19 protein-coding genes, 4 tRNA genes and 1 pseudogene are annotated in these 24,190 nt (G+C 43.9%); 12 read left to right on the top strand and 12 right to left on the bottom strand.

Features of this window, described 5'->3' with window-relative positions:
• Positions 1-140: 140 nt before the first annotated feature.
• Positions 141-380 (top strand): annotated as a pseudogene (locus tag RIG66_RS13320) (DUF4058 family protein); the annotation flags it as partial.
• Positions 381-444: 64 nt separating this feature from the next.
• Here RIG66_RS13320 and RIG66_RS13325 read toward each other — a convergent pair.
• From RIG66_RS13325 to sufR, 5 genes are all read right to left on the bottom strand, one after another.
• Positions 445-1,932 (bottom strand): adenylate/guanylate cyclase domain-containing protein, encoded by a 1,488-nt coding sequence (locus RIG66_RS13325; RefSeq protein ID WP_446378729.1) that lies wholly within the window; start codon positions 1,930-1,932, stop codon positions 445-447.
• Positions 1,933-2,090: 158 nt separating this feature from the next.
• The gene (locus RIG66_RS13330; protein WP_446378731.1) at positions 2,091-7,877 is read right to left on the bottom strand and encodes a trifunctional serine/threonine-protein kinase/ATP-binding protein/sensor histidine kinase; all 5,787 of its coding nucleotides are present in this window, start codon (positions 7,875-7,877) and stop codon (positions 2,091-2,093) included.
• A gap of 474 nt (positions 7,878-8,351) precedes the next feature.
• On the bottom strand, positions 8,352-9,200 hold the full coding sequence (locus RIG66_RS13335; protein ID WP_446378733.1) for a hypothetical protein: 849 nt from the start codon (positions 9,198-9,200) through the stop codon (positions 8,352-8,354).
• Between the two features lie 348 nt (positions 9,201-9,548).
• Positions 9,549-9,800 carry a hypothetical protein gene (locus RIG66_RS13340; protein WP_446378735.1) on the bottom strand — a complete coding sequence of 84 codons (252 nt, stop codon included), beginning with the start codon at positions 9,798-9,800 and terminating at the stop codon, positions 9,549-9,551.
• Positions 9,801-9,989: 189 nt separating this feature from the next.
• Positions 9,990-10,646 (bottom strand): iron-sulfur cluster biosynthesis transcriptional regulator SufR, encoded by a 657-nt coding sequence (sufR, locus tag RIG66_RS13345; protein ID WP_446378737.1) that lies wholly within the window; start codon positions 10,644-10,646, stop codon positions 9,990-9,992.
• A 226-nt stretch (positions 10,647-10,872) separates the two neighbouring features.
• Here sufR and sufB point away from each other — a divergent pair, with 226 nt between their 5' ends.
• The 7 genes from sufB to bioF all read left to right on the top strand — a co-directional run bounded on the left by sufB (position 10,873) and on the right by bioF (position 18,902).
• The gene (sufB, locus tag RIG66_RS13350; protein ID WP_446378739.1) at positions 10,873-12,312 is read left to right on the top strand and encodes a Fe-S cluster assembly protein SufB; all 1,440 of its coding nucleotides are present in this window, start codon (positions 10,873-10,875) and stop codon (positions 12,310-12,312) included.
• A gap of 212 nt (positions 12,313-12,524) precedes the next feature.
• Positions 12,525-13,313, top strand: a complete 789-nt coding sequence (gene sufC / locus RIG66_RS13355) for a Fe-S cluster assembly ATPase SufC (RefSeq protein WP_446378741.1) — start codon at positions 12,525-12,527, stop codon at positions 13,311-13,313.
• Positions 13,313-14,671 (top strand): Fe-S cluster assembly protein SufD, encoded by a 1,359-nt coding sequence (sufD, locus tag RIG66_RS13360; protein WP_446378743.1) that lies wholly within the window; start codon positions 13,313-13,315, stop codon positions 14,669-14,671. The genes sufC and sufD overlap by 1 nt, the downstream gene beginning before the upstream one ends.
• A 229-nt stretch (positions 14,672-14,900) precedes the next feature.
• Positions 14,901-16,163 carry a SufS family cysteine desulfurase gene (locus RIG66_RS13365; RefSeq protein ID WP_446378745.1) on the top strand — a complete coding sequence of 421 codons (1,263 nt, stop codon included), beginning with the start codon at positions 14,901-14,903 and terminating at the stop codon, positions 16,161-16,163.
• 279 nt (positions 16,164-16,442) lie between these two features.
• On the top strand, positions 16,443-17,072 hold the full coding sequence (locus RIG66_RS13370; RefSeq protein ID WP_446378747.1) for a Uma2 family endonuclease: 630 nt from the start codon (positions 16,443-16,445) through the stop codon (positions 17,070-17,072).
• Between the two features lie 135 nt (positions 17,073-17,207).
• The gene (locus RIG66_RS13375; RefSeq protein ID WP_446378749.1) at positions 17,208-17,420 is read left to right on the top strand and encodes a hypothetical protein; all 213 of its coding nucleotides are present in this window, start codon (positions 17,208-17,210) and stop codon (positions 17,418-17,420) included.
• 312 nt (positions 17,421-17,732) lie between these two features.
• A complete protein-coding gene (gene bioF / locus RIG66_RS13380; RefSeq protein WP_446378751.1) occupies positions 17,733-18,902 on the top strand; it encodes an 8-amino-7-oxononanoate synthase in 1,170 nt (389 codons plus the stop codon).
• Between the two features lie 265 nt (positions 18,903-19,167).
• On the opposite strand, the gene RIG66_RS13385 is transcribed toward bioF, so the two are convergent.
• Entirely contained in the window at positions 19,168-19,761 is a 594-nt protein-coding gene (locus RIG66_RS13385) for a Uma2 family endonuclease (protein ID WP_446378753.1), read from the bottom strand.
• 319 nt (positions 19,762-20,080) lie between these two features.
• Between RIG66_RS13385 and RIG66_RS13390 the strand changes: the two genes are divergently transcribed.
• The 3 genes from RIG66_RS13390 (at position 20,081) to RIG66_RS13400 (ending at position 22,228) form a co-directional block, all read left to right on the top strand.
• Entirely contained in the window at positions 20,081-20,593 is a 513-nt protein-coding gene (locus RIG66_RS13390; protein WP_446378755.1) for an NfeD family protein, read from the top strand.
• A 16-nt stretch (positions 20,594-20,609) separates the two neighbouring features.
• On the top strand, positions 20,610-21,185 hold the full coding sequence (locus RIG66_RS13395) for an NfeD family protein (protein ID WP_446378757.1): 576 nt from the start codon (positions 20,610-20,612) through the stop codon (positions 21,183-21,185).
• Positions 21,186-21,286: 101 nt separating this feature from the next.
• Positions 21,287-22,228 (top strand): SPFH domain-containing protein, encoded by a 942-nt coding sequence (locus RIG66_RS13400; protein ID WP_446378759.1) that lies wholly within the window; start codon positions 21,287-21,289, stop codon positions 22,226-22,228.
• A 272-nt stretch (positions 22,229-22,500) separates the two neighbouring features.
• Here RIG66_RS13400 and RIG66_RS13405 read toward each other — a convergent pair whose 3' ends face one another.
• The 3 genes from RIG66_RS13405 to RIG66_RS13415 all read right to left on the bottom strand — a co-directional run bounded on the left by RIG66_RS13405 (position 22,501) and on the right by RIG66_RS13415 (position 23,079).
• Positions 22,501-22,683: a PIN domain-containing protein gene (locus RIG66_RS13405; RefSeq protein WP_446378810.1), complete on the bottom strand. Its 183-nt coding sequence runs from the start codon at positions 22,681-22,683 to the stop codon at positions 22,501-22,503.
• Positions 22,684-22,705: 22 nt separating this feature from the next.
• Complete coding sequence (locus RIG66_RS13410; protein ID WP_446378761.1) at positions 22,706-22,939, bottom strand: hypothetical protein; 234 nt, start codon at positions 22,937-22,939, stop codon at positions 22,706-22,708.
• 68 nt (positions 22,940-23,007) lie between these two features.
• Positions 23,008-23,079: transfer RNA gene (locus RIG66_RS13415), tRNA-Lys, on the bottom strand.
• A 464-nt stretch (positions 23,080-23,543) separates the two neighbouring features.
• On the opposite strand from RIG66_RS13415, the gene RIG66_RS13420 reads away from it, so the two are divergent.
• Entirely contained in the window at positions 23,544-23,675 is a 132-nt protein-coding gene (locus RIG66_RS13420; RefSeq protein ID WP_446378763.1) for a hypothetical protein, read from the top strand.
• Positions 23,676-23,917: 242 nt separating this feature from the next.
• Here the strand turns inward: RIG66_RS13420 and RIG66_RS13425 are convergent.
• The 3 genes from RIG66_RS13425 to RIG66_RS13435 form a co-directional block, all read right to left on the bottom strand.
• Positions 23,918-24,004 (bottom strand) — tRNA-Ser (locus tag RIG66_RS13425).
• Between the two features lie 7 nt (positions 24,005-24,011).
• Positions 24,012-24,086: transfer RNA gene (locus RIG66_RS13430), tRNA-His, on the bottom strand.
• A gap of 5 nt (positions 24,087-24,091) precedes the next feature.
• Positions 24,092-24,164 (bottom strand) — tRNA-Ala (locus RIG66_RS13435).
• Positions 24,165-24,190: the final 26 nt, after the last annotated feature.

The following is a 24,190-nucleotide window of genomic DNA, read 5'->3' on the forward strand; positions in this document are numbered from 1 at the left end:
GGATCATCACCCAGGTGATTATCATTCTCATTCACGTATTCATTCGCAATAAACCTGTCAATAAGCTCTCATCTTTTCGAGGCTTGAGGGGGGAAATGCAATGTAAGCCAAGCTTTTGAGCTGCTTGTCACCCCTTCAGGCGTTGTCCTCAAGCTGATTTATATGCCTTTAATTTACCCGATACGATTCCCTCATTTCCCTTACCCTTGAAGTCGGGCGATGAAGAACCCATCGTTGATTTACAGGTATTGTTGAATAATGTGTACGAGCAAGCCAGTTATGATTTAGCAATCGATTATACGCAAGAACCCGTACCGCCATTGTTAACAGAGGAGCCGATTTGGATTAATACACTGTTAACCGAGCAACAACTGCGATAATGTTAGCATGGGAAGCCTGTTGCGATCGCATCCTGTAAAATTACACAGGGATCTGGCTGGTATATTAATCTTGTTTCTCCAACACTTCAACCTCTTCCCACTTCAGTGCTAACCCAGTTTGTTGAGATAACTCACAGCGCTCCAGATAAAGATGAGCCGCTAAATCTTGCTCATTCACTTGTAAAACCCGCTCAAAACATTGTTGTGCTGGAGTGAATTGCTTCTGATAATAGAACCAAACCCCTTGTTCAAATTCAGTTTTACTTTCGGTTTTCAAAGCTTTGAAATCCTCAGCATCACTGTCGTAAATTTCAAACACAGCCACAGGCATCTTTTTTCCTCTTACCTTCACTTGATCCAAAAAACGGCAGGTGTACTGTTGCGGCTCATCGAGTTGAGCCAAGGTTTGTCCACTAATAATAATACTCGCGCCGTACAGCTTAGTTAACTGTTCCAAGCGACTGGCGAGATTCACCGCATCAGCGATTACGGTGCTGTCTATGCGCTCCTCTTCACCAATGATTCCCAACATGAGATTTCCGGTATGGATACCAATTCCTATATTAATTAACAAGCTACCCTTTTTTTTGCAATATTCATTATAAATTGTCACTTTTTTTTGCATCTCAATTGCCGCCCTAACTGCATCATCAGCGGTTTCCGGAAACAGCGCCATGATCCCATCACCAATATATTTATCAATAAAGCCGTTGTGCTGACGAATGACTGGGCAAACGTGGCGCAGGTAAGCATTAATAAACTCAAAATTTTCCTGAATAGACATTGTTTCCGACAAGCTAGTAAATGAGCGAATGTCGGCAAAGAGAACGGACATTTTGGTTTGTACCGCGTCCCCTAATTTGACATCAACAATACTGTCTTTATGGAGAAAATGTAAAAACTGACGAGGGACAAATCGTGCTGAAGCTTGAACAATTTCTGCCAGTTCTCTGCGGCTTTCTTCTAATTTAGTTAAAGCGCGAAATGCTCGTAAAGCCGTGACAACCGCTGTAAACAGTTTGCGTGTCGTCAGTTCGGTTTTGGTTTTATAGTCATTAATATCATAATTAATAATCACCACATCTTCCGGTGCTTGTCCCGGCTGACCCGTGCGTAAAATAATCCGCACTAATAAATTCCCCAAAACCTCCCGGATATATTTCACCGCTTCCAATCCAGAGTCCTCAGATTCCATCACCACATCGAGTAAAATCAACGCGGTATTGGGGTGTTTTTCTAACAAGGCGATGGCTTCTTTACCTGAGTAAGCACTGAGAAAGGTTAAAGGTTTGCCATCAAAGGTAAAGTCATTGAGAACCAGTTTGGTAACATTGTGAATTTCGGCTTCATCGTCTACGATAAGAATCTTCCAACTGTCTCCGGCTGAAATCGGTGACTCCCTTGCTTTATAATCAATAAATTGAGTCTCATCCTCCTTTATCGTACTGAATTCATCATCATCTTCATCAGCAAAGACTAATTCGTCATCCTCTTCATCAGCAAAAACAACTTCATCCTGGTGATTAGTGATTGACCATTTATCATTTTTCATTTGTCATATCGCTTCTAGTTATTTCCGAACGTTATAAAATTTTCGTTCAAAGCCCTCAACCCCCTCTGCGTGAACCTCTGCGTTAAAAAAACATAATTCCGATACTCACGGACTTTATATCATTTAACCGTTGTCAGAGTTGCCACCCCTTGCATCGGCTACAAACCCCTTAAACTCGGCAACTTGATTATAAAAGTTGTCCCCGCATCCCCTTGACTCTCACATTCAATTGTACCATTGAGTTTTTGGGTGACTAAGTTATAAACAATATGCAACCCTAACCCAGTTCCGCCCTGACCTCGTTTTGTCGTAAAGAAGGGTTCAAAGATTTTGCTCAAGTTCTCTGGGGGAATGCCTTTGCCATCATCAGTATAGGTTAAAACAATCTCCTCACCGTCTTGTGTGATATCAAACAGTAAATGTCCGGCATCTTGGGGAGAGTAGCCATGGGTGAGAGAATTAATCACCAAATTCGTGATGATCTGAGACAAAGCACCGGGGTAAGTATTGATGCTTACGGTTTCATCGCCACGAATTTCTACCTGATGATGAGTGGTTTTGAGTTTGGGGCTAAGGGAAATTAAAAACTCCGATAAATACTGTTTTAGATTAAGCTGACGTTGTTCTTCTGTGGATTGATCAACTGCAACTTGTTTGAAACTTTGAATTAAATCCGCCGCTCGATTGAGATTACTTAAAACCATCGTACTACTCTGCATCGCTATGTCCAGAAACTTCTCCAGTTGAGAACGTTTCATCTTGCCATGTTGATAGGTTTGCAAAAATGCGGTACTTTTTTCGGCTAACAGCGAAGCCGCAGTAATGCTAATCCCAACAGGGGTATTAATTTCATGGGCAACCCCAGCAACTAATCCCCCCAGCGATGCCATTTTTTCTGATTCAACCAGTTTATTTTGAGTGGTTTGTAGTTGCTTGAGTGTGGCGGCGAGTTGTTGATTTTTCTCCTGTAATGCTTCGGTGCGTTCGTTAACTTGACGTTCTAAGGTGCGGTTGTAGTCTTTTAAAATCTGTTGTGTTTGTTGGCGTTCTGTGATATCTTGAAACGCAGCGATCGCGTATTGGATTTTGCCCGTTTCATCAAAGATGGGTGTGGCAGATACTTCTAAGGGGATAACCCGGTTGGGGTGATGCAATTCCAGATCATCTGCCTTCGCCGTTTCACCCGCCAAAGAACGCACTACAGGCATTTGTTCAACTGGATACAATTCCCCAGTTTTGGCACGGTAAACGCGATAGGCCTTGGCTAACTCTTCAGTTGTGGCTTCCGGGGGAACCTCTATCCCCAACACCTGTCTGGCTGTCTGATTCGCATAAGTCAGTTGTCCCGTCTTGTCATGAACCGATACTGCAATCGGCATAGCATTCAGGTATTGGGTTAACCGTTGTTCACTTTCGGTGACTTGGCTGTAGAGTTTCGCATTGGTCATTGCGATCGCGGCTTGTCCTGATAGTAATTGTAGAACGTCGAGTCGGTTTTGGGTAAAGGCATCGGTGGTTAGATTATTTTCCAGATAGATAATACCTGTAAGTTGACCTTGATTCACCAAGGGCGCACACAAGAGTGATTTGGTTTGATGGGTTTGGATATAGGAATCCTGGGTAAATCTGCCTTGATTTGCCGCATCTCTCTCAACCACGATTTCTTGAGTCCGAATGACATAGTTAAGAATCGAGACGGGTAAGTTTTGCTCAACGGGAAGAGATTGCAACACTGTAACCGTATCAGAATCCACATTACCGGCTGCTTCAATTGACCATGTTCCAGCGTCTTCCAAAAGTAAACAGCCTGTTTGCGCTCCAGCATTCTCGACGAGAATCTTCATTAATTTGGTGAGTAATTTATCCAGCACAATTTCACCCGCAATGGCTTGAGAGGCTTTCATGACGCTGGCTAAATCTAATCCTTCGCCTGACTGACTACCACTGGTAGACTTGATAGTTGTCGTTGGGGGGGAAGTAATACTTTTAGCCGATGATGATTTTTGTAGTAACTGTGGGTATTTTGCTTCCAAATCTTCTACTTTTGCTCTGGCTCCCCAGCACGTATAGGCGTAGTGTGCCTCTTTCATATAGGTTTGAGCAATCTTCAATCTGCCACGTTCTAGGTAAAACTTTGCCGCTAATTCATAAGCTAAGGCTTCTTCTTGAATATATTTGTTTTTACTGGCGCCGATAATGGCTTGTTCATAAAACTCTTCAGCTTCAAGAACTTGCCCTAAAAATCGCGCTTTCTCAGCTTCAACTAAATGATATTTGTGCAAGAAATTCATCGGGGCATGATCCGCCCAGTTCTGCATTTTTGCTTGGTTAGTGATAACCCGATTCAGCAAAGCTTCTTTTTCAGAATCTGAAGCATCAGCAAACACGCCTAAATGTGCTAGAGAATCATAGAAATGGAATAGAGGGACGACTACCATTGCTATCACACCGTCTAAATACTGTTCTGCCATAACAGCATTTTGTATAGCTTGAGGCTGCTCACCAAACAGATAACATAAGATAAGTTTATTGAGGTAGAGTAAGTGAAGTCCTAACCTGTCATTGGCTTCAATAGCTAGGGGTAACCATTGCTCCTCATTATAGGCATCACCGATTAAACAACTTAGATTTTTAGACTGACCTAGCAAGTTAAGGACTGCCTGCCGAAACATTGCCACCCAATTAAACGGGTTTTTCCGTCTAATTTGACAGATGGCATTCCCGTAAGTCGCCATCCTCTGTTCTAGACTTATCAGTTCGTGACCGACAAAATATGAATGATCGCAGACAAAAAATGCACAATAACTAGCAAACTCAAATTCTCCGGTTTCCAATCCGCTTTGATAGCCCTCAATCACAATGGGTAGTGTTTCCCGGAAATGTTCTTTCCAATGTATTACGTGAGCCCCCAATACCTCCAATGCCCTAGCCTTACCTCTCCTGGGATTTAATTTTTCTACCAACGTTAAACCCAATTTGCCGAATTTATAACCTAACTCAATGTCTTGAATAACTCCACAGAGAATTAATCCATAACAGGCATAACTAAATGCAGACAAATTGCTATGACCATATTTAATAGATAAATTAGTCATTGATAACACAATCAGTAACATCAGTTCAGGAGCAGCGATATAGGCAGCAGCACTGATACTAGATAGGATATAGATAGCTGCCTGTGGCTCAGGTTCGCTCATGTTCGGCAAGTTCATTAACTCTTCAATTTCTTGCTCAGCATAAAGTGAAGCGGTTTCCTCGAATCCTCTTTGAATATCCAATTTACTGGGGTTTTCTGGTAAATTTATTCCCAACTGCTCTAGCATTTGCAGTCCGAGTTTAATCGCTTCTTTTAAGTTGCTTTGTGATACATTAGCTTGAATTTTGCTATCGTAAATTTTTACTTTATCCAGGGTTTTTATGGCGTTGTTTTGTACCTCAATAGTTAGCTGTTCCATCTCCTCAAAGTTACCGTTAAGATACGCGGCTTCTACGGCTTCTGAGTATAGGTTTAAAGTAAGGTCATATTGACTCTGCCAACTATCGGGATTCAGCAGCTTTAGTCCCACCTTCAAATAATTAATCGCTGCTGCATAAGCTGTTGCGGCGTTCGCTTTTTCACCTGCCATCAAATTCAGTTTGGCAATTTCCTCTCGTTCTTCTTGTTCGGTTACAATTTCAACACCAAAATTGAAATGATCAACGACTTCAAATACATCTAATAAAACGGCATTTAACGCTTTGTTTTTTAATAACAATCGAGCTATTTTCAAATGAATTATTTGTTTTTGGTTTTCGTCGATTAAGGTATAAGCAGCCTGTTGTACCCGGTCATGTAAAAACTTATAATTTTGAATCGATAGGTCTTGATATAACTCACTAGTTGGTAGAATTAAGCCGGTTTGAATGGCTGGTATTAATTCGGGAAAAAGTTCACCCGATGACATTTCACAAATAATCGCCAGTGTGTTTAGATCAAAATCCGCTCCCACACAAGCAGCAAGACGTAAAACCTGCTGCGTGGACTCTGGTAGTTTTTGCAACTTGCCAATCATTAACTCCACCACATTATCCGTGATATTCATTGTCTTAATTTGGTCAATATCCCAGATCCATTGAAAGTCCCCATCAGGTTTAAATGTAATCAAATTTTCATCGTACAGAGTTTTGAGAAATTCATTCACAAAGAAGGGATTGCCCTCGGTTTTCTCTAGCACCAATTCAGCTAAAGGTTTCACGGAGGTGATATCACGATGTAATGTATCAGCAATCAGATGACAAATTGGTTCAAGCGTCAAAGGGGATAAGGTAATCCAATTCACAATTGCTCCTTGTTTGTGCAATTGTTTTAGGGTCATAGTCAAGGGATGAGTCAAACTCACTTCATTATCCCGATAGGCGCCAATCAGCAAGAGATAATCCATTTGACTATCGATAGCTAACCGTTCAATCAACCGGAGTGTTGCTAAATCTGCCCACTGTAAATCGTCTAAGAAGATAACCAAAGGATGCTCTTTGGCACAACAGGCTCGAATGAAGTTACCCAAGACTAGATTAAAGCGATTCTGAGACTCTGTAGCACCCAATTCAGGGACAGCCGGTTGTTGACCAATAATCAGTTCGACATCGGGAATAACATCAATAATCACTTGACCATTATCCCCCACTGCCTGTTGTATTCGTTCTCGCCACTGATTTAGCTGAGTTTCGCTTTCAGTTAGCAGTTGCCTCACTAATTCTTGAAAGGCATCAACGACGGCAGAGTAAGGAATATTTCGCTTAAATTGGTCAAATTTTCCGGAAATAAAGTAGCCGCATTTTTCAGTGATCGGTTTATAGATTTCTTGGACTAAGGCTGACTTACCAACACCAGAATATCCAGAAATAAACATCAATTCAATGCCACTTAAACCGCCTGGTTCTTTGGTTGATGCCACTCGCTCAAATGCGTTCAGTAGGGTTTCAACTTCTGTGTCTCGTCCATAAAGTTTCTGAGACACTTGAAACTTATCTGATATATCGTGAGTTCCTAAAGGAAAGTCTGCGATGGTTCCCGTTGATTCCCACTGTCTCAAACAGTCTTGCAAATCGGCAACAATTCCCCAGGCACTTTGATATCGCTGTTCCGCTGTTTTTGCCATCAGTTTCATGATAATATCTGAAACCATTTTGGGAATGGGCGCACGTCGGTTGGGCGCACGTCCATGTCGGTTGGGCGCACGTCGGTGCACCCCTACGAGTTCATGGGGGGGAATTGGTTGTTTGGCAATATGACAATGCACCAACTCCAACGCATCAGTGGTTTCAAACGGTAGCCTTCCGGTGAGTAATTCGTAGAACGTGACGCCTAGGGAATAAAAGTCGGTGCGATAATCCAGCGCCCGATTCATTCGTCCGGTTTGTTCCGGCGAAATATAGGTAAGAGTTCCCTCTAAAACATTGGGATTTTTAAGAGTAGGATTAGAACGGGTTAATTGGGTGGAAATGCCAAAGTCGATGATTTTCAGGGTTTCAGTGTTGGGATTATAGACGATATTGCTCGGATTAATATCTTTGTGGATAATATTAGCCGTGTGGATATACGCTAAACTCTCAGTTATCTTGATGGCAATGGATAGAAATTCTTCTAGCGGTAGGATATATTGTTTCTCGACACCCTCTTTCAACCAATGGTTTAAGGATGAGCCGCCGAAATCTTCTATAATAATCACGAAGGTTCTCTGATAAGGTTGGATGTCATAAGCTTTGACAACGCCTTCTATATCCAAATTCCTGATGATTTCGTATTCCTGCTTATATTGGGTGATTTCATTCGGTGTCGGATAATCTTGTTTGAGAACTTTGAGGATAACGGCTACTTGATCAAGTTCTCGGATGCCGCGATAGACTACAGAATTCGTGCTTTCGTAGATTTGAGCGATAATTTGGTAGCTAGGAAGACTAATCATAGGTTACACGTCAAGAATGAATAGGTTCGCCTAATTCCCTCTAGGACACCGGTCAAGAAACCGGCTCCGAGCAGGGTGAAAGCTGGATATTTCGTTGTCATCCTCACTCTTATAGCACTACGCACACACGTTAGGACATCAGTTTATCCCAAAAGGCAAAAGGCAACAGGCAACAGGCAACAGTCAAAATGTCCTAACCTGCTTTGTTAAGGCTATAACCCGGTTTCTCGGAATACTTGACCGACGCGCTAGGGATGCTAACTATATATCTATCTTCATGCACATATATTTTATCAACCTAAGCTAAACGACGTAATTTTTATACGCTCATCAGCGCAATTTAATTCAAAGGATAAAAATTACAGGGTTTAAACCAAAATGATACAGAGATCCCCGACTTCTTCAATAAGTCGGGGATCTGGCTTGGAGAACTATGCGGTAAATCAGGCGCAATGGGTTGAAGCGTGTTAATTTTTATCGATTAAACTTTTGGATAAACTGATGGATTCCCCAAGCACCCATGGCGAATAAACCTAATGCTGTAGACGCTTCTGGAATATCGACGGGTTCTGAATCGGTGGGAATTCGAGTAATGGCAACTGCATCAAGATAGGATCGATTTTTGCGGAACCGAAAGCTGAGGGACTCAAAATAGTCTTGACCTTCTAGGTTATCTTGGATACTGACGCTCATGGGTAGGGTTGAACCGTCTTTAGCGGAAAACACTTGCCAATTATCATTCAGCCAATAGTAAGGTGTAACTTCAACCGTATCCACTCCCGTTTTACTGAGTGTGAGTCGGAAACTCTCGTAAGTTTCAGTATCAGGAAATTGATCCGGAACAACCAATTCTTGCTCAACTTCATGGGGAATCTGAAAGCCGGGATCAACGTAGAGTAAATAGGGTAAATTGCGGAAATTTCCATCACGGGGAGAAATAGGACGGATATTCCAGTTAATTTGGCGCGGTTCCTGGGTATCTGTTGGTGCAACATTCAGTTCCATAAAGAACTTACCCAGTTCGGGTTTACTTCGATCTGTGCGAGCGCTCCAGTAAAGAGCGATATCACCCTCATCTAAATCCAATTGATTCAACGATGAGAGATCGTAGTAGGCTGATGCCCAATTCGCCTCCGGATTAGCCTGAAGTTCACCCTGAGCGACGGTGGTATTGTTTAGCTGCCAATCGTCTGCGTCATCAAATGTGCTGTGATAAATTTCTTGCTCATTCGGATTATAGGTAAAAAAATTCGCCGCTTGCGCTTTTGCCGCTACACCCGCGACGAAGGCGATCGATAATAAAAAAGTTAATTTAAGTTTCACGGAATTACCTCTACCCACGAGTTTGTATACTCGCCATCATAATTAATCTTCACTAGCGAATAGGTAAAATCCGCATAAAATTACCTGCTCAATCTATAAATTCTTGGCAAACTTATTTTATTTATTTGAATAATTTTAGTTTTATTAATTTATGTGAATTTTTGAAGCGTTATCTTCACGATGAAATGTTCTATTTTTTCATGAAAAAATTTTAATCAGTTAGTCGTTTAGGTTAATCTAAGCAAGATCCCCGACTTCTTCAAGAAATCGGGGATCTGTCTGTATACCGATGCATGACAGATTACCTCCTTGACTGCAACTTGGTATTAGTGGCGTGGCAGTACCCAATCACCACTTCAAAAATGCGGCATCTGATCCCTGTTCGTGGCGAATCTTACTATCGTTTTCAAACCAATCAATCACCTGCTGAGGCGTCAACTCTTCCACAGCCACTCCTGTGTCTTGGGCAATATGGGTTAAAAGGCGCAGGGATGAAATAGTTAATCGGGTTAAAAACTTCTCATGGGATGCGAGTAACGCTTTATCGACTGCAGCAGATTCCTCTGGACTTAAAAATTGTGTCGTCGGTTGTTGGGACATAAGAAAGTGGAGGTGCAGGGAAAGTCAATCTGTAGGGGCGGGTTTTACCCATAACGTTGTGGCACAAAACCGATAACTTGACTAAACCCGCCCTTCTTGGGGAGATGGGGAAGATGAGGAAGCAAAGGACAAAGGACAAAGGACAAATGACCAATGACCAATGACCAATGACCAATGACCAATAACAAATTATTTCGCCTGAATCAAATAACCACACTGATGTTCTCCTTGATTAATCCAGTGGGTGCGCTCGACTTGACAATCGGGTAGGATAGCGGCAAACATTTCTAATTCATGTCCGCAGACGCTGGGAAAGGATTCAGCGACGTTGGAAATCGCACAGTTGTGTTCTTTCAAAATAAACTGGTTATGGGGCTGCTCACTACCATCACTCGATTCAACCGGATACCATTCCGCCATATAGCCTTCACTTTGGCGCAGTTCTACCAATTTGGCGACTCGTTCGGCTAAGGAACCTTGACCCAAAAGCTGGCGGTATTCCATGGCTTTGCGTTCCCACTGTTTCTGGAGGATGGTACTCACCTGTTCAGCCCCCACGGTTTCTTCTAAGGTGTCCAGCAAAGACACAGCAAACTCACCATAATGGTTAGGGAAGCGATCGCGTCCTTTTTTGCTCAAGCGGTAAACATGTTGAGGACGCCCCATTCCCATGGATACCGACTTATACTCTATCAGTCCCTCGGCTTCTAAATCCTTCAGGTGACGCCGAATGGCTTGGGGACTAATATCCAGAGCTTCCGCTAATGCATGTGCGATCGCTTGCTCCTGTTTGAGTAAATACTGCAAAATGTCTTGCTTGGTAGAAGATTGCTGAGTGGTGGTCATCGGCTTTTGGGGTGAAATCACGCTTGTGTTAGGGCAAGAGAAGAAATTTAGTTGACTTTGACAACATCCTAGTTGTTAATATAACCTACAATAGAGTTAAACAACAAAGGTGTTGTTTTAGTCTAGAGCTAGTGCAACGTTACCGCAATCAGCCCGAACCCTGTCAAACTGGTAACCACAGACGAACCACTTCCCATCCTTAATCGAAGAGAGAACACTGAAGCGAATGACTGCTACCGTTAAAAAATTAGTTAACCAGCCTTACAAGTACGGCTTTGTCACCGATATCGAAGCCGATACCATTCCCCGTGGCTTGAGTGAAGACGTAGTACGCCTGATCTCCGCCAAGAAGAACGAACCAGAGTTCATGCTGGAGTTTCGTCTCAAAGCCTATCGCCAATGGTTGAAGATGGAGGAACCGACGTGGCCCCACGTTAACTATCCGCCCATCAACTATCAGGATATCATTTACTACTCCGCCCCGAAAAAGAAAACGGAAAAGCTGAACAGCCTAGAGGAGGTTGACCCCGCCCTCCTGGAAACCTTTGAAAAACTGGGGATTCCCCTATCTGAACAGAAGCGACTGTCTAACGTCGCCGTGGATGCGATTTTCGATAGCGTTTCCGTCGCCACCACGTTTAAAGACAAGTTAGCCGAAGCTGGGGTTATCTTCTGTTCCATCTCCGAAGCGCTGCAAGAACACCCAGAATTGGTACAGAAATATCTGGGTAGTGTGGTTCCTGTCGGTGATAATTACTTTGCTGCCCTGAACTCGGCGGTGTTTAGTGACGGTTCCTTTGTGTTTATTCCCAAAGGTGTCAAATGTCCCATGGAACTGTCCACCTATTTCCGGATTAATACCGGAGACACGGGACAGTTTGAGCGTACCCTGATTGTCGCCGAAGAAGGGAGTTCGGTGAGTTACTTAGAAGGGTGTACCGCCCCCATGTACGATACCAACCAACTCCACGCCGCCGTTGTCGAACTCGTCACCCTGGATAACGCCGAGATTAAATACTCCACCGTGCAAAATTGGTTTGCAGGAGATGAAAAAGGTAAAGGTGGAATCTATAACTTTGTCACCAAGCGTGGCTTGTGCAAAGGGGTTAACTCCAAGATTTCCTGGACGCAGGTAGAAACGGGTTCAGCGATTACCTGGAAATATCCCAGTTGTGTTCTCGTGGGAGATAACTCTGTCGGTGAGTTTTATTCCGTGGCATTAACTAATAACATGCAGCAAGCCGACACGGGAACCAAAATGGTGCATATTGGCAAAAACACCCGTAGCACGATTATTTCTAAAGGGATTTCCGCTGGCAATTCTAAGAATAGCTATCGGGGATTAGTGAAAGTTAGTCCGAAAGCAAAAGGATCGCGGAATTATTCTCAGTGCGATTCCATGTTAATTGGGGATACCGCTGAGGCGAATACGTTCCCTTATATTCAAGTTGAAAATAATAAGGCTAAGGTTGAACACGAAGCCTCAACCTCAAAAATTGGCGAGGATCAGCTTTTCTACTTTACCCAACGCGGAATCTCCGAAGAAGATGCGGTTTCTATGATTGTCAGTGGTTTTTGTCAGGATGTCTTCAACGAACTGCCGATGGAATTTGCCGCTGAAGCCGATAAATTATTGAGTCTGAAATTAGAAGGAGCCGTGGGTTAGGGGTTGGAAAAGTACCATGGCGCGTCTGTAGGGGCGGGTTTCACGACTATCGTTTTAAATGGTGCGTTACGCTTGAAATGGTGCGTTACGCTTCGCTAACGCACCCTACGCACCCTACACCCGCCCCGATTGTAGAGACGTAGTATGCTACGTCTGGAACATCCCATCCCATCTCATCTATCAGAATTGGCAAAACCTTGTAGTAACGAGCAATGATTAGAGAAAATAGCGACGTAATCTTATCCGTCCGCAATTTGACGGCAAACGTTGAAGGACAACAAATCCTCAAGGGCTTAACTCTAGAGGTAAAGGCGGGAGAAATTCACGCCATTATGGGACAAAATGGCTCAGGGAAAAGCACCTTTTCCAAGCTTTTAGCCGGACACCCCGCCTACGAAGTTACCGGGGGCGAGATCACCTTCCTGGGGCAAAATCTGCTGGAACTCGAACCCGAAGAACGGGCATTAGCTGGCATATTTCTAGCGTTTCAGTATCCCTTAGAAATTCCCGGTGTCAGTAATTTAGACTTCTTGCGCGTCGCCTATAATTCCCGCCGTAAGCATCAGGGATTAGAGGAAATTGATACGTTTGATTTTGAAGATCTAATAGAAGAAAAGCTGGAAATTGTCAAGATGAATCCCAGCTTCTTAGAACGTAGTTTAAATGAAGGCTTCTCTGGCGGTGAGAAGAAGCGGAATGAGATTTTGCAAATGGCGCTGTTAGAACCCAAACTGGCGATTCTGGATGAGACTGATTCTGGTTTGGATATTGACGCGCTGAAGATTGTCGCCAATGGAGTGAATCAGTTGGCAACTCCGGACAATGCCATGATTTTGATTACCCACTACCAACGGATGCTCAATTATATTGAACCCGATTATGTTCATGTCATGGCAGGAGGGCGTATCCTCAAAACCGGGGGTAAGGAATTGGCATTAGAATTAGAATCCCGTGGTTATGACTGGGTAATAGAAGAAGCGGCGGCTGAGGTGATTGCCTAATGAGTATACAACTATCTGCAAAACCGGAAATTTCTTATTTAAAGGCGCTATTAGACCAATGTCGCCAAGATGAACCCGTTGTCGGGGGAGAATTAAACGCCACTCTCCAGCAACTACGGGATCAAGCGGCGGCGATTGTGGAAGAATTAGCGATTCCAACCCGTCGGGATGAAGAATGGCGGTTTACAGATTTGTCGCCGTTATTGGCGGTGAATTTTCAAGGGGTGGAGGCGTTTTTTGAACAATTCCTGCAACACTTAGACTTGACTTCCCTCACCCTACCCGAAACCCCGGATAGTCGATTAGTTTTTGTCAATGGGGTGTATGCGCCAGATTTATCATCGGTGAGTGGATTACCTGAAGGCGTATATGTGGGGAATTTGGCGGGTTTACCTGCGGCGTATCAGGAACGAATCCCCAATTATTTAGGTAAACAACAGGGTGCGTCTGATGTTTTCGCCGCCCTGAATACATCGGGACTTACGGATGCGGCAGTGGTGTGGATACCCAAAGCTAAAATAGTCGAGACACCGATTCATCTGCTGTTTATTTCCACCACTGACGATGTACCTGTAATATGCCAACCGCGCTGTCTCGTTGTCGCGGAAGCGGGTTCGGTGGTGAATCTGATTGAACATTTCGCGGCGAATGTCGATAGATGTCCCGATATTCCGGTAAATCGTCCTTATTTCAATAACCAAGTGACGGAGATTTGGATTGAGGATAACGCCCAAGTTATCCATACCCGGAATCAGCGAGAAGCGATTGATGGGTTCCACATTGGTAAAACAGCCGTCACCCAAGCCCGGAATAGCCGTTATACGTGTAACGCGATTAGTTTAGGGGCGAGACTATCCCGGCATAATTTAGAAGTCGTGCAAACGGGTGAGGCGACTGAAACCACCCTTAACGGGTTAACCATGATTGGTGGGGAACAGGTAGCCGATACCCACAGTGCTGTACTGTTGAATCATCCTCATGGCATGACTGACCAGTTGCACAAATGTATCATAGATGACCGGGCGCACGGCGTCTTCAATGGTAAGGTTTTCGTGCCGCAAGCGGCTCAATTTACCAATGCGGCCCAATTGAATCGCAATTTATTGCTGTCCGCTAAAGCCCGTGTAAATACCAAGCCGCAATTGGAAATTACGGCTGACCAAGTAAAATGTTCTCACGGTGCTACGGTGAGTCAATTAGACCCGGAGGATGTGTTCTATTTACAAAGTCGGGGACTGAATGAAACCAATGCCCGGAATCTATTAATTGATGCCTTTGTCGCGGAGATTCTCCAGCGTATTCCGGTGGACTCACTACGGCAAAGACTGTCCCAATGTGCGATGTGTAGAACAATGTAGTCCCAAAAAATGTAGAGACGTGTCATGGCACGTCTTTCCAGGGCGGGTTTAGGGATTAAGGTTAATTGTTTTATCTAGTTTTTATGCAAAACCCGCCCTGAATCTGATCCTTCGCTTCGCTAGTCGGACATGGTTTTGAGTTTTATAATTCTTTGACATAAGACAAATGACATAAGACAAATGACCAATAACAAATGACCAATGACCAATGACCAATGACGAATAACCAATGACCATCACCCAAGAAAAAACCCTAGCTGCTATCGTCCGTTCTGACTTTCCCATTTTGCAGGAGAAAGTTCACGATAAACCGTTAATTTATCTTGACAGTGCTGCCACCTCTCAGAAGCCGTTGGCGGTGATTAAGGCGCTGCAAAATTATTATGAAAAGGACAATGCCAATGTCCACCGAGGCGCTCATGCGCTGAGTGTCAGGGCGACAGAAGCGTATGAGTCAGCGCGGGATAAGGTGGCGGCGTTTGTGAATGCGGCGTCGCGGAATGAGATTGTTTTTACCCGGAATGCCTCAGAAGCGATTAACTTGGTGGCGTATAGCTGGGGATTAAATACGTTGCAGCCAGGGGATGAGATCATTCTCTCGGTGATGGAACATCACAGCAACATTGTTCCCTGGCAAATCATTGCCCAGAAGACGGGGGCAGTGTTAAAGTATGTGGAACTGACGGAAACTCAGGAGTTTGATTTAGACCAGTTTAAGTCTCTGATTTCTGAGAAGACGAAGTTAGTTAGTGTGGTGCATGTCTCGAATACCTTGGGATGTATTAACCCAGTCGGAGAGATTAGTGCGATCGCACATCAGTATGGCGCTAAGGTATTGATTGATGCTTGCCAATCTGTCCCTCATACACCCATTGATGTGCAGGGGATGGATTGTGACTGGTTAGTGGCATCGGGTCACAAAATGTGTGCGCCTACAGGGATTGGTTTCTTGTATGGCAAATTAGACTTGCTGTTGGAAATGCCTCCCTTTATGGGTGGGGGTGAGATGATTTCGGAAGTCTTTCTCGACTATTCCACCTACGCCGAATTGCCCCACAAATTTGAAGCCGGAACCCCTGCGATTGGGGAAGCGATCGCGCTGGGTGCGGCGGTAGACTATTTAATGGGGATTGGTATGGATAAAATCCATGCCTATGAGGAGGAATTGACGGCGTATCTATTCCAGCAATTGCAGGATGTTCCTGATTTGACCCTGTATGGTCCCCAACCGACAGCAGAAGGGAAAGGAAGGGCGGCGTTGGCATCGTTTAATGTCAAGGGATTAGCAGCAAGTGATGTGTCTACTCTATTAGACCATGAAGGGGTAGCAATTCGTTCCGGTCATCATTGTACGCAACCGTTGCACCGCATTTTAGAGGTAGCGGGTTCAGCGCGGGCGAGTTTGTATTTTTACAATACGCGGGAAGAGATTGACGTGTTTGTTCAGGCGTTGAAAGAGACGATTGACTTTTTCAAAAGCGTTATGGAGTAGAGTTCCAATTAGCCCTCAACTAAAGTTGGGGCTAAAAGCTTAAACCCGTTAAAACGGGTTAAAAGTGTTATAGCAGTAGACACATCGATTACGAACTGTTGTAGAGACGTTCCGGCGGAACGTCTCTTACCAAATGATGCAATGATGCGTCATAACCGCTACGGCAATTGCTATACCCCGTCGGCTAAAGCTTAATTGAGGTTAAAAATAATAAATTTATTTCCTAGCTCTATGAGTCAGTAACATTAAGGAGCGTGCCATTCAATTGAGATTATAGGTATGTTGATAAGCTCAACTCTAGCTGAACAACGAACTGTCCTGCGGAATATTAGCTGGCAAACGTTTGAAGTATTATTGGTAGAAACGGGTGAAGACAGGGGGTATCGGTTTGCTTATGACGGCGGCACGTTGGAAATTAGGACGCCTCGCTTTGACCATGAGAATCCTAAGGCTAATTTGGGTAATTTTATTGTTGCATTAGCTGAAGAGTTAGATATTGAGATTAAAAGCGCTGGTTCGACAACGCTGAAACGAGAAATAGTCAAGCGAGGGATAGAACCAGATAATTGTTATTATATCCAAAATGAACCTGCTGTTCGAGGTCGGCAAGATATTGATTTAGAAATTGATCCGCCGCCTGACTTAGCGATTGAAATTGATATTACCAGTAGTTCTGTAGATAAATTTGGGATTTACTCGGCGCTAGGTGTCCCTGAACTTTTGCGGTATAACGGGCAAGTTTTGCGATTTTATCAACGGGTAGAAGGACACTATGTTGAGTGTGAATCTAGTTTGGCTTTTCCTTTAGTATCCGTGAGTGCAATGAGCCGATTTATTCAGCAGCGTACAACAATGGGCGAAATTGCGCTGTTGAAAGGGTTTCGCGCTTGGGTGAGAGAAAATTTATAAATAAAGTATGAAATACAGGTGTGGTACCGCTAAAATAGTGGAATAAGCTGTCACGCATTTAAATTAGGTATGAGTAGCGAGCAGGATGTTCGCACTACAGGGATTTCGTCCTTATCACCGTAGGAGTTATCAGCGATGGGCATTGAGAATAGAAGATGGAAAGGATTATTTGCTCCCACTGAAGTTGTTGAACTGAAACAGATGTGTTTAACCCCTGGACAGATGTTTCAACCGGGAAAATATAAGGCTGAAGATTTACCGGAAATTGCTTTTGAAATGGGTTTAGTGGAGAGTGTGGCAAATGGGGAAACTCAACAGGATAAAGTTGATCCGGCTGCTGAAAAATAGTAAGCTAATACACATTTAAATTGTGTATTTCCTGTTGCCTGTTCCCTAATCTCAACCTTATGTGGAATGTCACTGACTTAAGGCTGGTGGACAATGCCCACGATGGCGGACTGACACAGCTAAAATTGTGGAATAGATTTGACGTTTAAACCGGGCGCAAGCCTTGCGCCCCTACAATGCTAATCCACCAATTAATGTGTGCCAAGCCACTACTGGCGTAACTATTGCCTATTGCCTATTCCCTATGACACACCGAGCGAAGTCGAGGTGTTCCCTCTCCCCACCACAAAACTTATTCAGCAGCCCCTACTTATGACAACCAATCCTTATGCTTGGTTAGAAGACTCTCTTTCTACTATCCACAAAGCCAACTGGTATCGTTCAGTGCAAACGCTGCAAAATCGTCCCGGTGCGGTGGTAAAACTGGAAGGGCGAGAGGTGATTAACTTTGCCAGTAATGATTATTTAGGATTGGCGGGAGATGAACGTTTAATTCAAGCCGCGATTACAGCGACTCAGCACTATGGTACAGGTAGTACCGGTTCTCGGTTACTCAGTGGACATCGGGAATTGCATCGAGAATTGGAATGTGCGATCGCATCCCTGAAACAAACCGAAGATGCATTGGTGTTTAGTTCGGGTTATCTGGCGAATTTAGGTGCGATCGCGGCTTTAGTGGGGAAGCGAGATCTGATTCTGGCAGATCAGTATAATCACTCTAGCCTCAAGAATGGGGCAATTTTAAGTGGTGCGACAGTAATCAACTATATCCATAGGGATATGGAAGACTTAAAGCATCAACTGGTTCACCATCGCCACAATTACCGCCGTTGTCTGATTGCAACTGATAGCGTTTTTAGTATGGATGGGGATTTATGTCCCTTGCCAGACATTCTCTCACTAGCGGATCAATTTAGCAGCATGGTACTCGTTGATGAAGCCCATGCAACGGGTGTTTTAGGTGTTACAGGTGCAGGCTGTGTGGAACATTTTGGCTGTACGGAACACTCCTTAATTCAAATGGGAACATTGAGTAAAGCATTGGGGAGTTTAGGGGGATATATTGCGGGTTCAGCGACTCTGATTGATTTCTTGAGAAATCGCGCCCCTAGCTGGATTTATACTACTGGACTATCTCCGGCTGATACGGCGGCGGCGTTAACGGCGATTGAAATTGTCCAAAAAGAACCACAACGTCGCGATCGACTTTGGCAGAATGTAGAAATGCTCAAGTCTTTAATTCAGCAAAAGTTACCGGGGCTGAATATATTGCCCTCTGAATCGCCAATTTTGTGCCTTCAATTTACCAATGTTAAAGATGTTTTGAACATGGCACAACAGCTAAAAACAGCAAGTATTTTTGCCCCAGCTATTCGTCCTCCCACGGTTCCCACGAGTCGGATTCGCATTTCGGTTATGGCAACTCATGAAGCGACTCACTTTCAGTTATTAGTGCAATCACTGCTGCGGGGGTTGGCTTAATGAGGGGTTGCTGAATAAGTGCTGTGGTGAGGGGAAGATGGGGGAGCGGAGGGAGCTGGGGAAGCAGGGGAAGCGGAGGGAGCAGAGGGAGATGGGGAAGATGAGGAATAGGGGCGGGTTTTACCATTAACATTTGCTTTTCACCCTGATGTCACTAAACCCGCCCCAACGGATGACAAACATTCTGCGACGAATGACGAATGACAAATGACAAATGACCATCTCCACCGTTAGCTTGTATTGTGTCCACCTACTTAGTGCTATATTATTCAGACTCAGCATCTTCGGGTTCAAACTTAACCTTGTTATACGCATCAGTTAAAGAAATTTCAAAATCGAGTGAGGAGAACGCGATCGCCTCATCGGATTCATCATATTCGCGCAATGACCATTGTTTAGTGTCTGTCTTAGAAAAATGTTCAACATATCGTTTAGTTTGATCCAGGAGTAAATACTCCCAAAAACTGGGAATTGTACGGTAGGCTTCAAAGTTGCCACTGTAGTCATACCCTTGGGTGGATTTTGACGAAATCTCGATAATAACCTGAGGATTCGTAATTGTGTCGGTGCGGTTATTGTAATAGTCGGGTTCTTCTGCAACAACCATGACATCGGGATAGGTATAGATACGTCTTTTCGGTATCCACAGACGCACATCACTCATGAAAACTCGGTAATCGAGTTGCTTGAAGGCAAAATTAAGTTCGGTACTAAAGTTAAGCGCGATCTGATTATGATTTGTAGATCCACCTGCCATGGCATAAATTTGACCGTCAATGTACTCACTTTTATAGTCGGCTGCTTCCTCCAGGGTTAGATATTCCTCTGGAGTGTAGTATTGCTGTTCAGTAACCTGCATAGTTAAACCGGGAATATTGAACGAAGGCTTACTTTTACTGTACCTCCTTAAGGATTAAATAATCAGGATTTACGCAGCAACACTACTTATGGGGGTAAAGGTGCGTTACGCTACGCTAACGCACCCTACGATTAACGGTTAAATAATGACGAATGACAAATGACAAATGACAAATGACAAATGACAGACTTACTCGGAAGTCGATGAGAACTCGATACGAACTCGAACAACTCCATCACGAACTCAAATCACCACCGGGTTTAATAGCAATTAGCAAGAGAAAACCCTTGCTATTAACCGAGTTCACGAGGACATTCATGTGTTATTCCAAGTTTTGGCACAGGCGACGACTCAATCAACCTTTCGGATTACTCCACCCATATTTTGGCTGATTGCAGGTGTTCTACTTTGCCTAGTTGAATTCCTTATCCCCAAATCTTGGGCGAAGCGATTCCGGTTTATTGTCCTGATGATGGGTGTAGCTGCGTTACTTGTCTCATTTATTGTATGGCAGGGCGCGATCGCACTGGGGTTTGAGTGGCAATTCCTGATGTATGACGGGTTTAGCTTACAGGTGATGTATTGGATGGGATTATCCTTTGCCTTTGCTATCTGGTTGCGCCCTATGTTGATTCGGCGTCCTAAATATACTATCCCAGAGGCAACTCAAGCCCAGGTATTAACCGAGATATTACCGGGAGAAACGGGACGAGTGATGTATGAGGGTTCCTCTTGGCAAGCCTGTTGTGCCGATCCCGAACGTGCGATCGCACCGAATCAAACGGTTTATGTGTTGCGGCGAGAGGATAATACGTTGATTGTCATGCCATGAGTTGGTCATTCGTCTTATGTCATTCGTCCTTCTATTTGAAAATAGTCAGATGTTCACATTGCTGTTAATGCAGACAGAAGTGAATCGCATTGATGCCCAAACAATTCTGGCACAAGCGACTACGAAATCCGCATTTATTCCTCATCCATCCTTGTTCTGGTTAGGTAGTGGTGTTGTACTTTGCCTACTGGAGTTGTTTCTGCCAAAAGCCTTCAGCAAAAAGTTCAGACTTGTGCCTCTGTCAATGGGAATTATTTCCCTAATCATAGCGTTTAGCTTGTTTAGAATGACAAGATTTATCGCATTTCGCTGGCAGGTGGCTTACTGGATGGTATTGTCTACAGCCTCGGTTATTTGGATACGTCCGATGTTGCTCAAGCGGAAAAAATTTAAAGTTCCAGAAGCAACGGAAGCCAAAACATTAACGGAAATTTCACTAGGAGAAACCGGACGAGTTCTCTATGAAGGCAGTTCTTGGGCAGCGCGTTGTCAAGAACGGCAAATGAGTATTCCTGCCAATCAAACCGTTTATGTTGTCGGACAAGAGGATAACACATTAATTGTTTTGCCGGAACATTTATTTCGAGCGTAATGGGTTCATTATCCGTGGTATTCGCAAAACATCAAGCCAGTACCATTTAATGGCTGATCGGTTCACATTCAATCAAATTGTATCTCAAGAGGATAATTAAAATGTATCAGTGGTTTTTTATGGCATTTATCGCGCTAACAGGTACAACTTTAGCGGGGAGTGTCAAGATTATTAAACAAGGGGAAGAGGCGTTAGTTGAAACCCTGGGTCGATATGATGGTAAAAAACTAGAACCGGGTCTAAATTTTGTTATCCCATTCCTGGATCAAATTGCTTGTCAGGAAACGATTCGCGAACAAGTTTTAGAAATCCCACCGCAAAATTGCATTACTCGTGATAATGTTTCAATTGGAGTGGATGCTGTGGTATATTGGCGGGTAATTAATCTGGAAAAATCTTATTACAAAGTTCAGAATCTGCAAGCCGCGATGGTGAATTTAGTTTTAACTCAAATTCGCTCAGAAATGGGGAAACTTGAACTGAACCAAACCTTTACCGCTCGCACTGAAGTGAATGAAATGCTATTGCGGGAATTAGATATTGCCACAGCACCGTGGGGAGTCAAGGTAACGCGGGTAGAATTGCGGGATATTGTTCCTTCAAAAACCGTGCAAGGGGCAATGGAATTACAGATGTCAGCGGAACGGAAAAAACAGGCGGCAATTCTGACATCGGAAGGAGAACGAGAAGCAGTCGTTAATAGTGCCAGAGGGGAAGCTGAGGCACAAATCATTGAGGCAGAAGCGCGTCAACGAGCCGCTATTTTAGAGGCGGAAGCGCAACAAAAGCAGCAAGTTCTCAAGGCGCAAGGGACAGCCGCCGCGATGGATATTCTTAGCAAAAAGTTAAACACTGCTCCCTCATCAGCCCAAGCACTACAGTTTTTATTGGCACAAAACTATTTGGATATGGGGATAAAAATTGGTAGTAGTAACAGCAGCAAGATCATGTTTATGGACCCGCGCACGATTCCAGCGACGTTAGATGGGATTGGTTCGATAATAACAGAGGAGAGTAATGGAGAGTTAAGTAAGTTGGCTTAGACTTAATTTCATCGGGTGCGTTATGCTTCGCTAACGCACCTAAAATGCTGATTTGCTGTCGTCCTCACCAGAAACCGGGGTTCTGGGAATCTGAGCGGCGAAAAGTACGGAGTTTAGTCAGTTTTGAATGTATGCGATCGCGTATTTATGGATGTAGAAACCTACTCCAATTTTCTGTTTTTTGCGTGTCGTTTGTGTCGGCTAATCTATTGAAAACAATAAACACAGCTTGATCGAATAAGTAATCCAGAAAAGCCCCGATGATGTTCAAATTACACCAATTTTACATTATACAGTTTGAAGCGATTATCATTTGTGATGATCATATAATCTTCGGCTTTTGCCTGAGCGATAATCAAGCGGTCAAAAGGATCTTGATGATGAAAGGGCAAATGCTGCAATATTTCGTAATGACTAAACTTAGCGTCTAAAATTTGAAACTGATTATTTATTATAAATGAGTATTAATTGAATAGTTCATGTTAGCCTATAGTCTTCACAACCCAGAGGTGTTGCATCAAAATCATCTGCCACATAACTAAAAATACCTTTACCACAACCAAATTGGCGAGGCTTAGTAGTGACTATATTTTCCGCTGAATTTTCTTTGATAGTCTGGATCTCATTTAAAAGTTGAACATCTTGTAATAATAAAATCCACTGAATCAGTTCTAGTTTTAGATCTTGTATTTTCATGGCTTGTACAGACATTAGTTTTATCCGCAGTATAACTATTATAATATTAATTAGCTAGCCAAACTGCGCCACACCCGAACAAATGGGAATGACAGGAATCGAACCTGCAACCCAGTGATTAAGAGTCACCTGCTCTGCCAATTGAGCTACATTCCGTTATATAAGATTTACCCAAACTTATCCAAAGCATGGACATCATTGGAACTTACTTCCTGCTTCATCCTGGCAGTGACGGCACTTAACCAGTCCACAGGCTAACACCACCTAACTGGCGGCTATATAAAGTCACCTATCTAGCTGTGGTTTTTGGCTGGATAGGTACACCAAAAAGTATACATAAGTAGTCGGACATAAATAAACGGCTCTGTGTTAAGAAATGTAAAAAAGCACGAATTTTTATGTCACAAGCGTTGCGGTAATGCTTACAAAACTTTATACAGTTCCCAAAACTTGTGTCCGACTACTTACTCTTGTCGAACCCATTCCATCGGGACAAGTCTCTACCCAATGCATGGGCAATAATGGGTAAATGTTTCCAGCTTTTTGATTACAGCTACTCACCCCCGATCAAACCCCTCTGGATGGAATTGAACCACCGCATCCGATATTCGTAGTATCAGTGCCAGAATCCACTGGCAGAGGGATGAATCCACCGGGAAGGTACTGCCCCTTCTACCCTGAGGGGGTGACAAGGAACTTGAAGGTACTACCGGGTGTCGGGTGTCGGGTGTCGGGTGTCGGGAAAAATTGAACTTTACTCAGGGAGTCACCAAAAACTCTATTGTTTATTCGTTGGCTCGCCTGGAGAGCGCTCGCTCCTTACCCTATATCCTCTTATGGGCTTTTGTGTTCCTCTAAGATTTACCCCACACCCCATACCCCACACCCCATACCCCACACCTTGCCTACCTTTGACGCCAGCTTGTCACCCCTTCAGCCTTCTACCTCTGCATTATCAGCACAGCGCCTCACTTTTCGGCTTCCGGTGGATAGAGGAAGATGGAGGAATCGAACCCCTACGACATCGCTGCCGTACCACGGTTTTCAAGACCGCTTGCCGTCCATTCAGCGGCATCTTCCAGTTAAGGGTGTCTGACGGGACTTGAACCCGCTATTGACTTGTTCCACAAACAAGCGCCACGACCGCTTTGGCTTCAGACACCATAATGGATCTGGCGGAGGTTGAACCCGCAACCTCCTGTGTGCAAAACAGGCGTTCTCCCATTGGAACTACAGACCCTAAGTGGGTGGACATAATAAAAGCTA

It is taken from the genome of Coleofasciculus sp. E2-BRE-01, assembly GCF_040221695.1.
Classification (GTDB): Bacteria; Cyanobacteriota; Cyanobacteriia; order Cyanobacteriales; family Coleofasciculaceae; genus Coleofasciculus.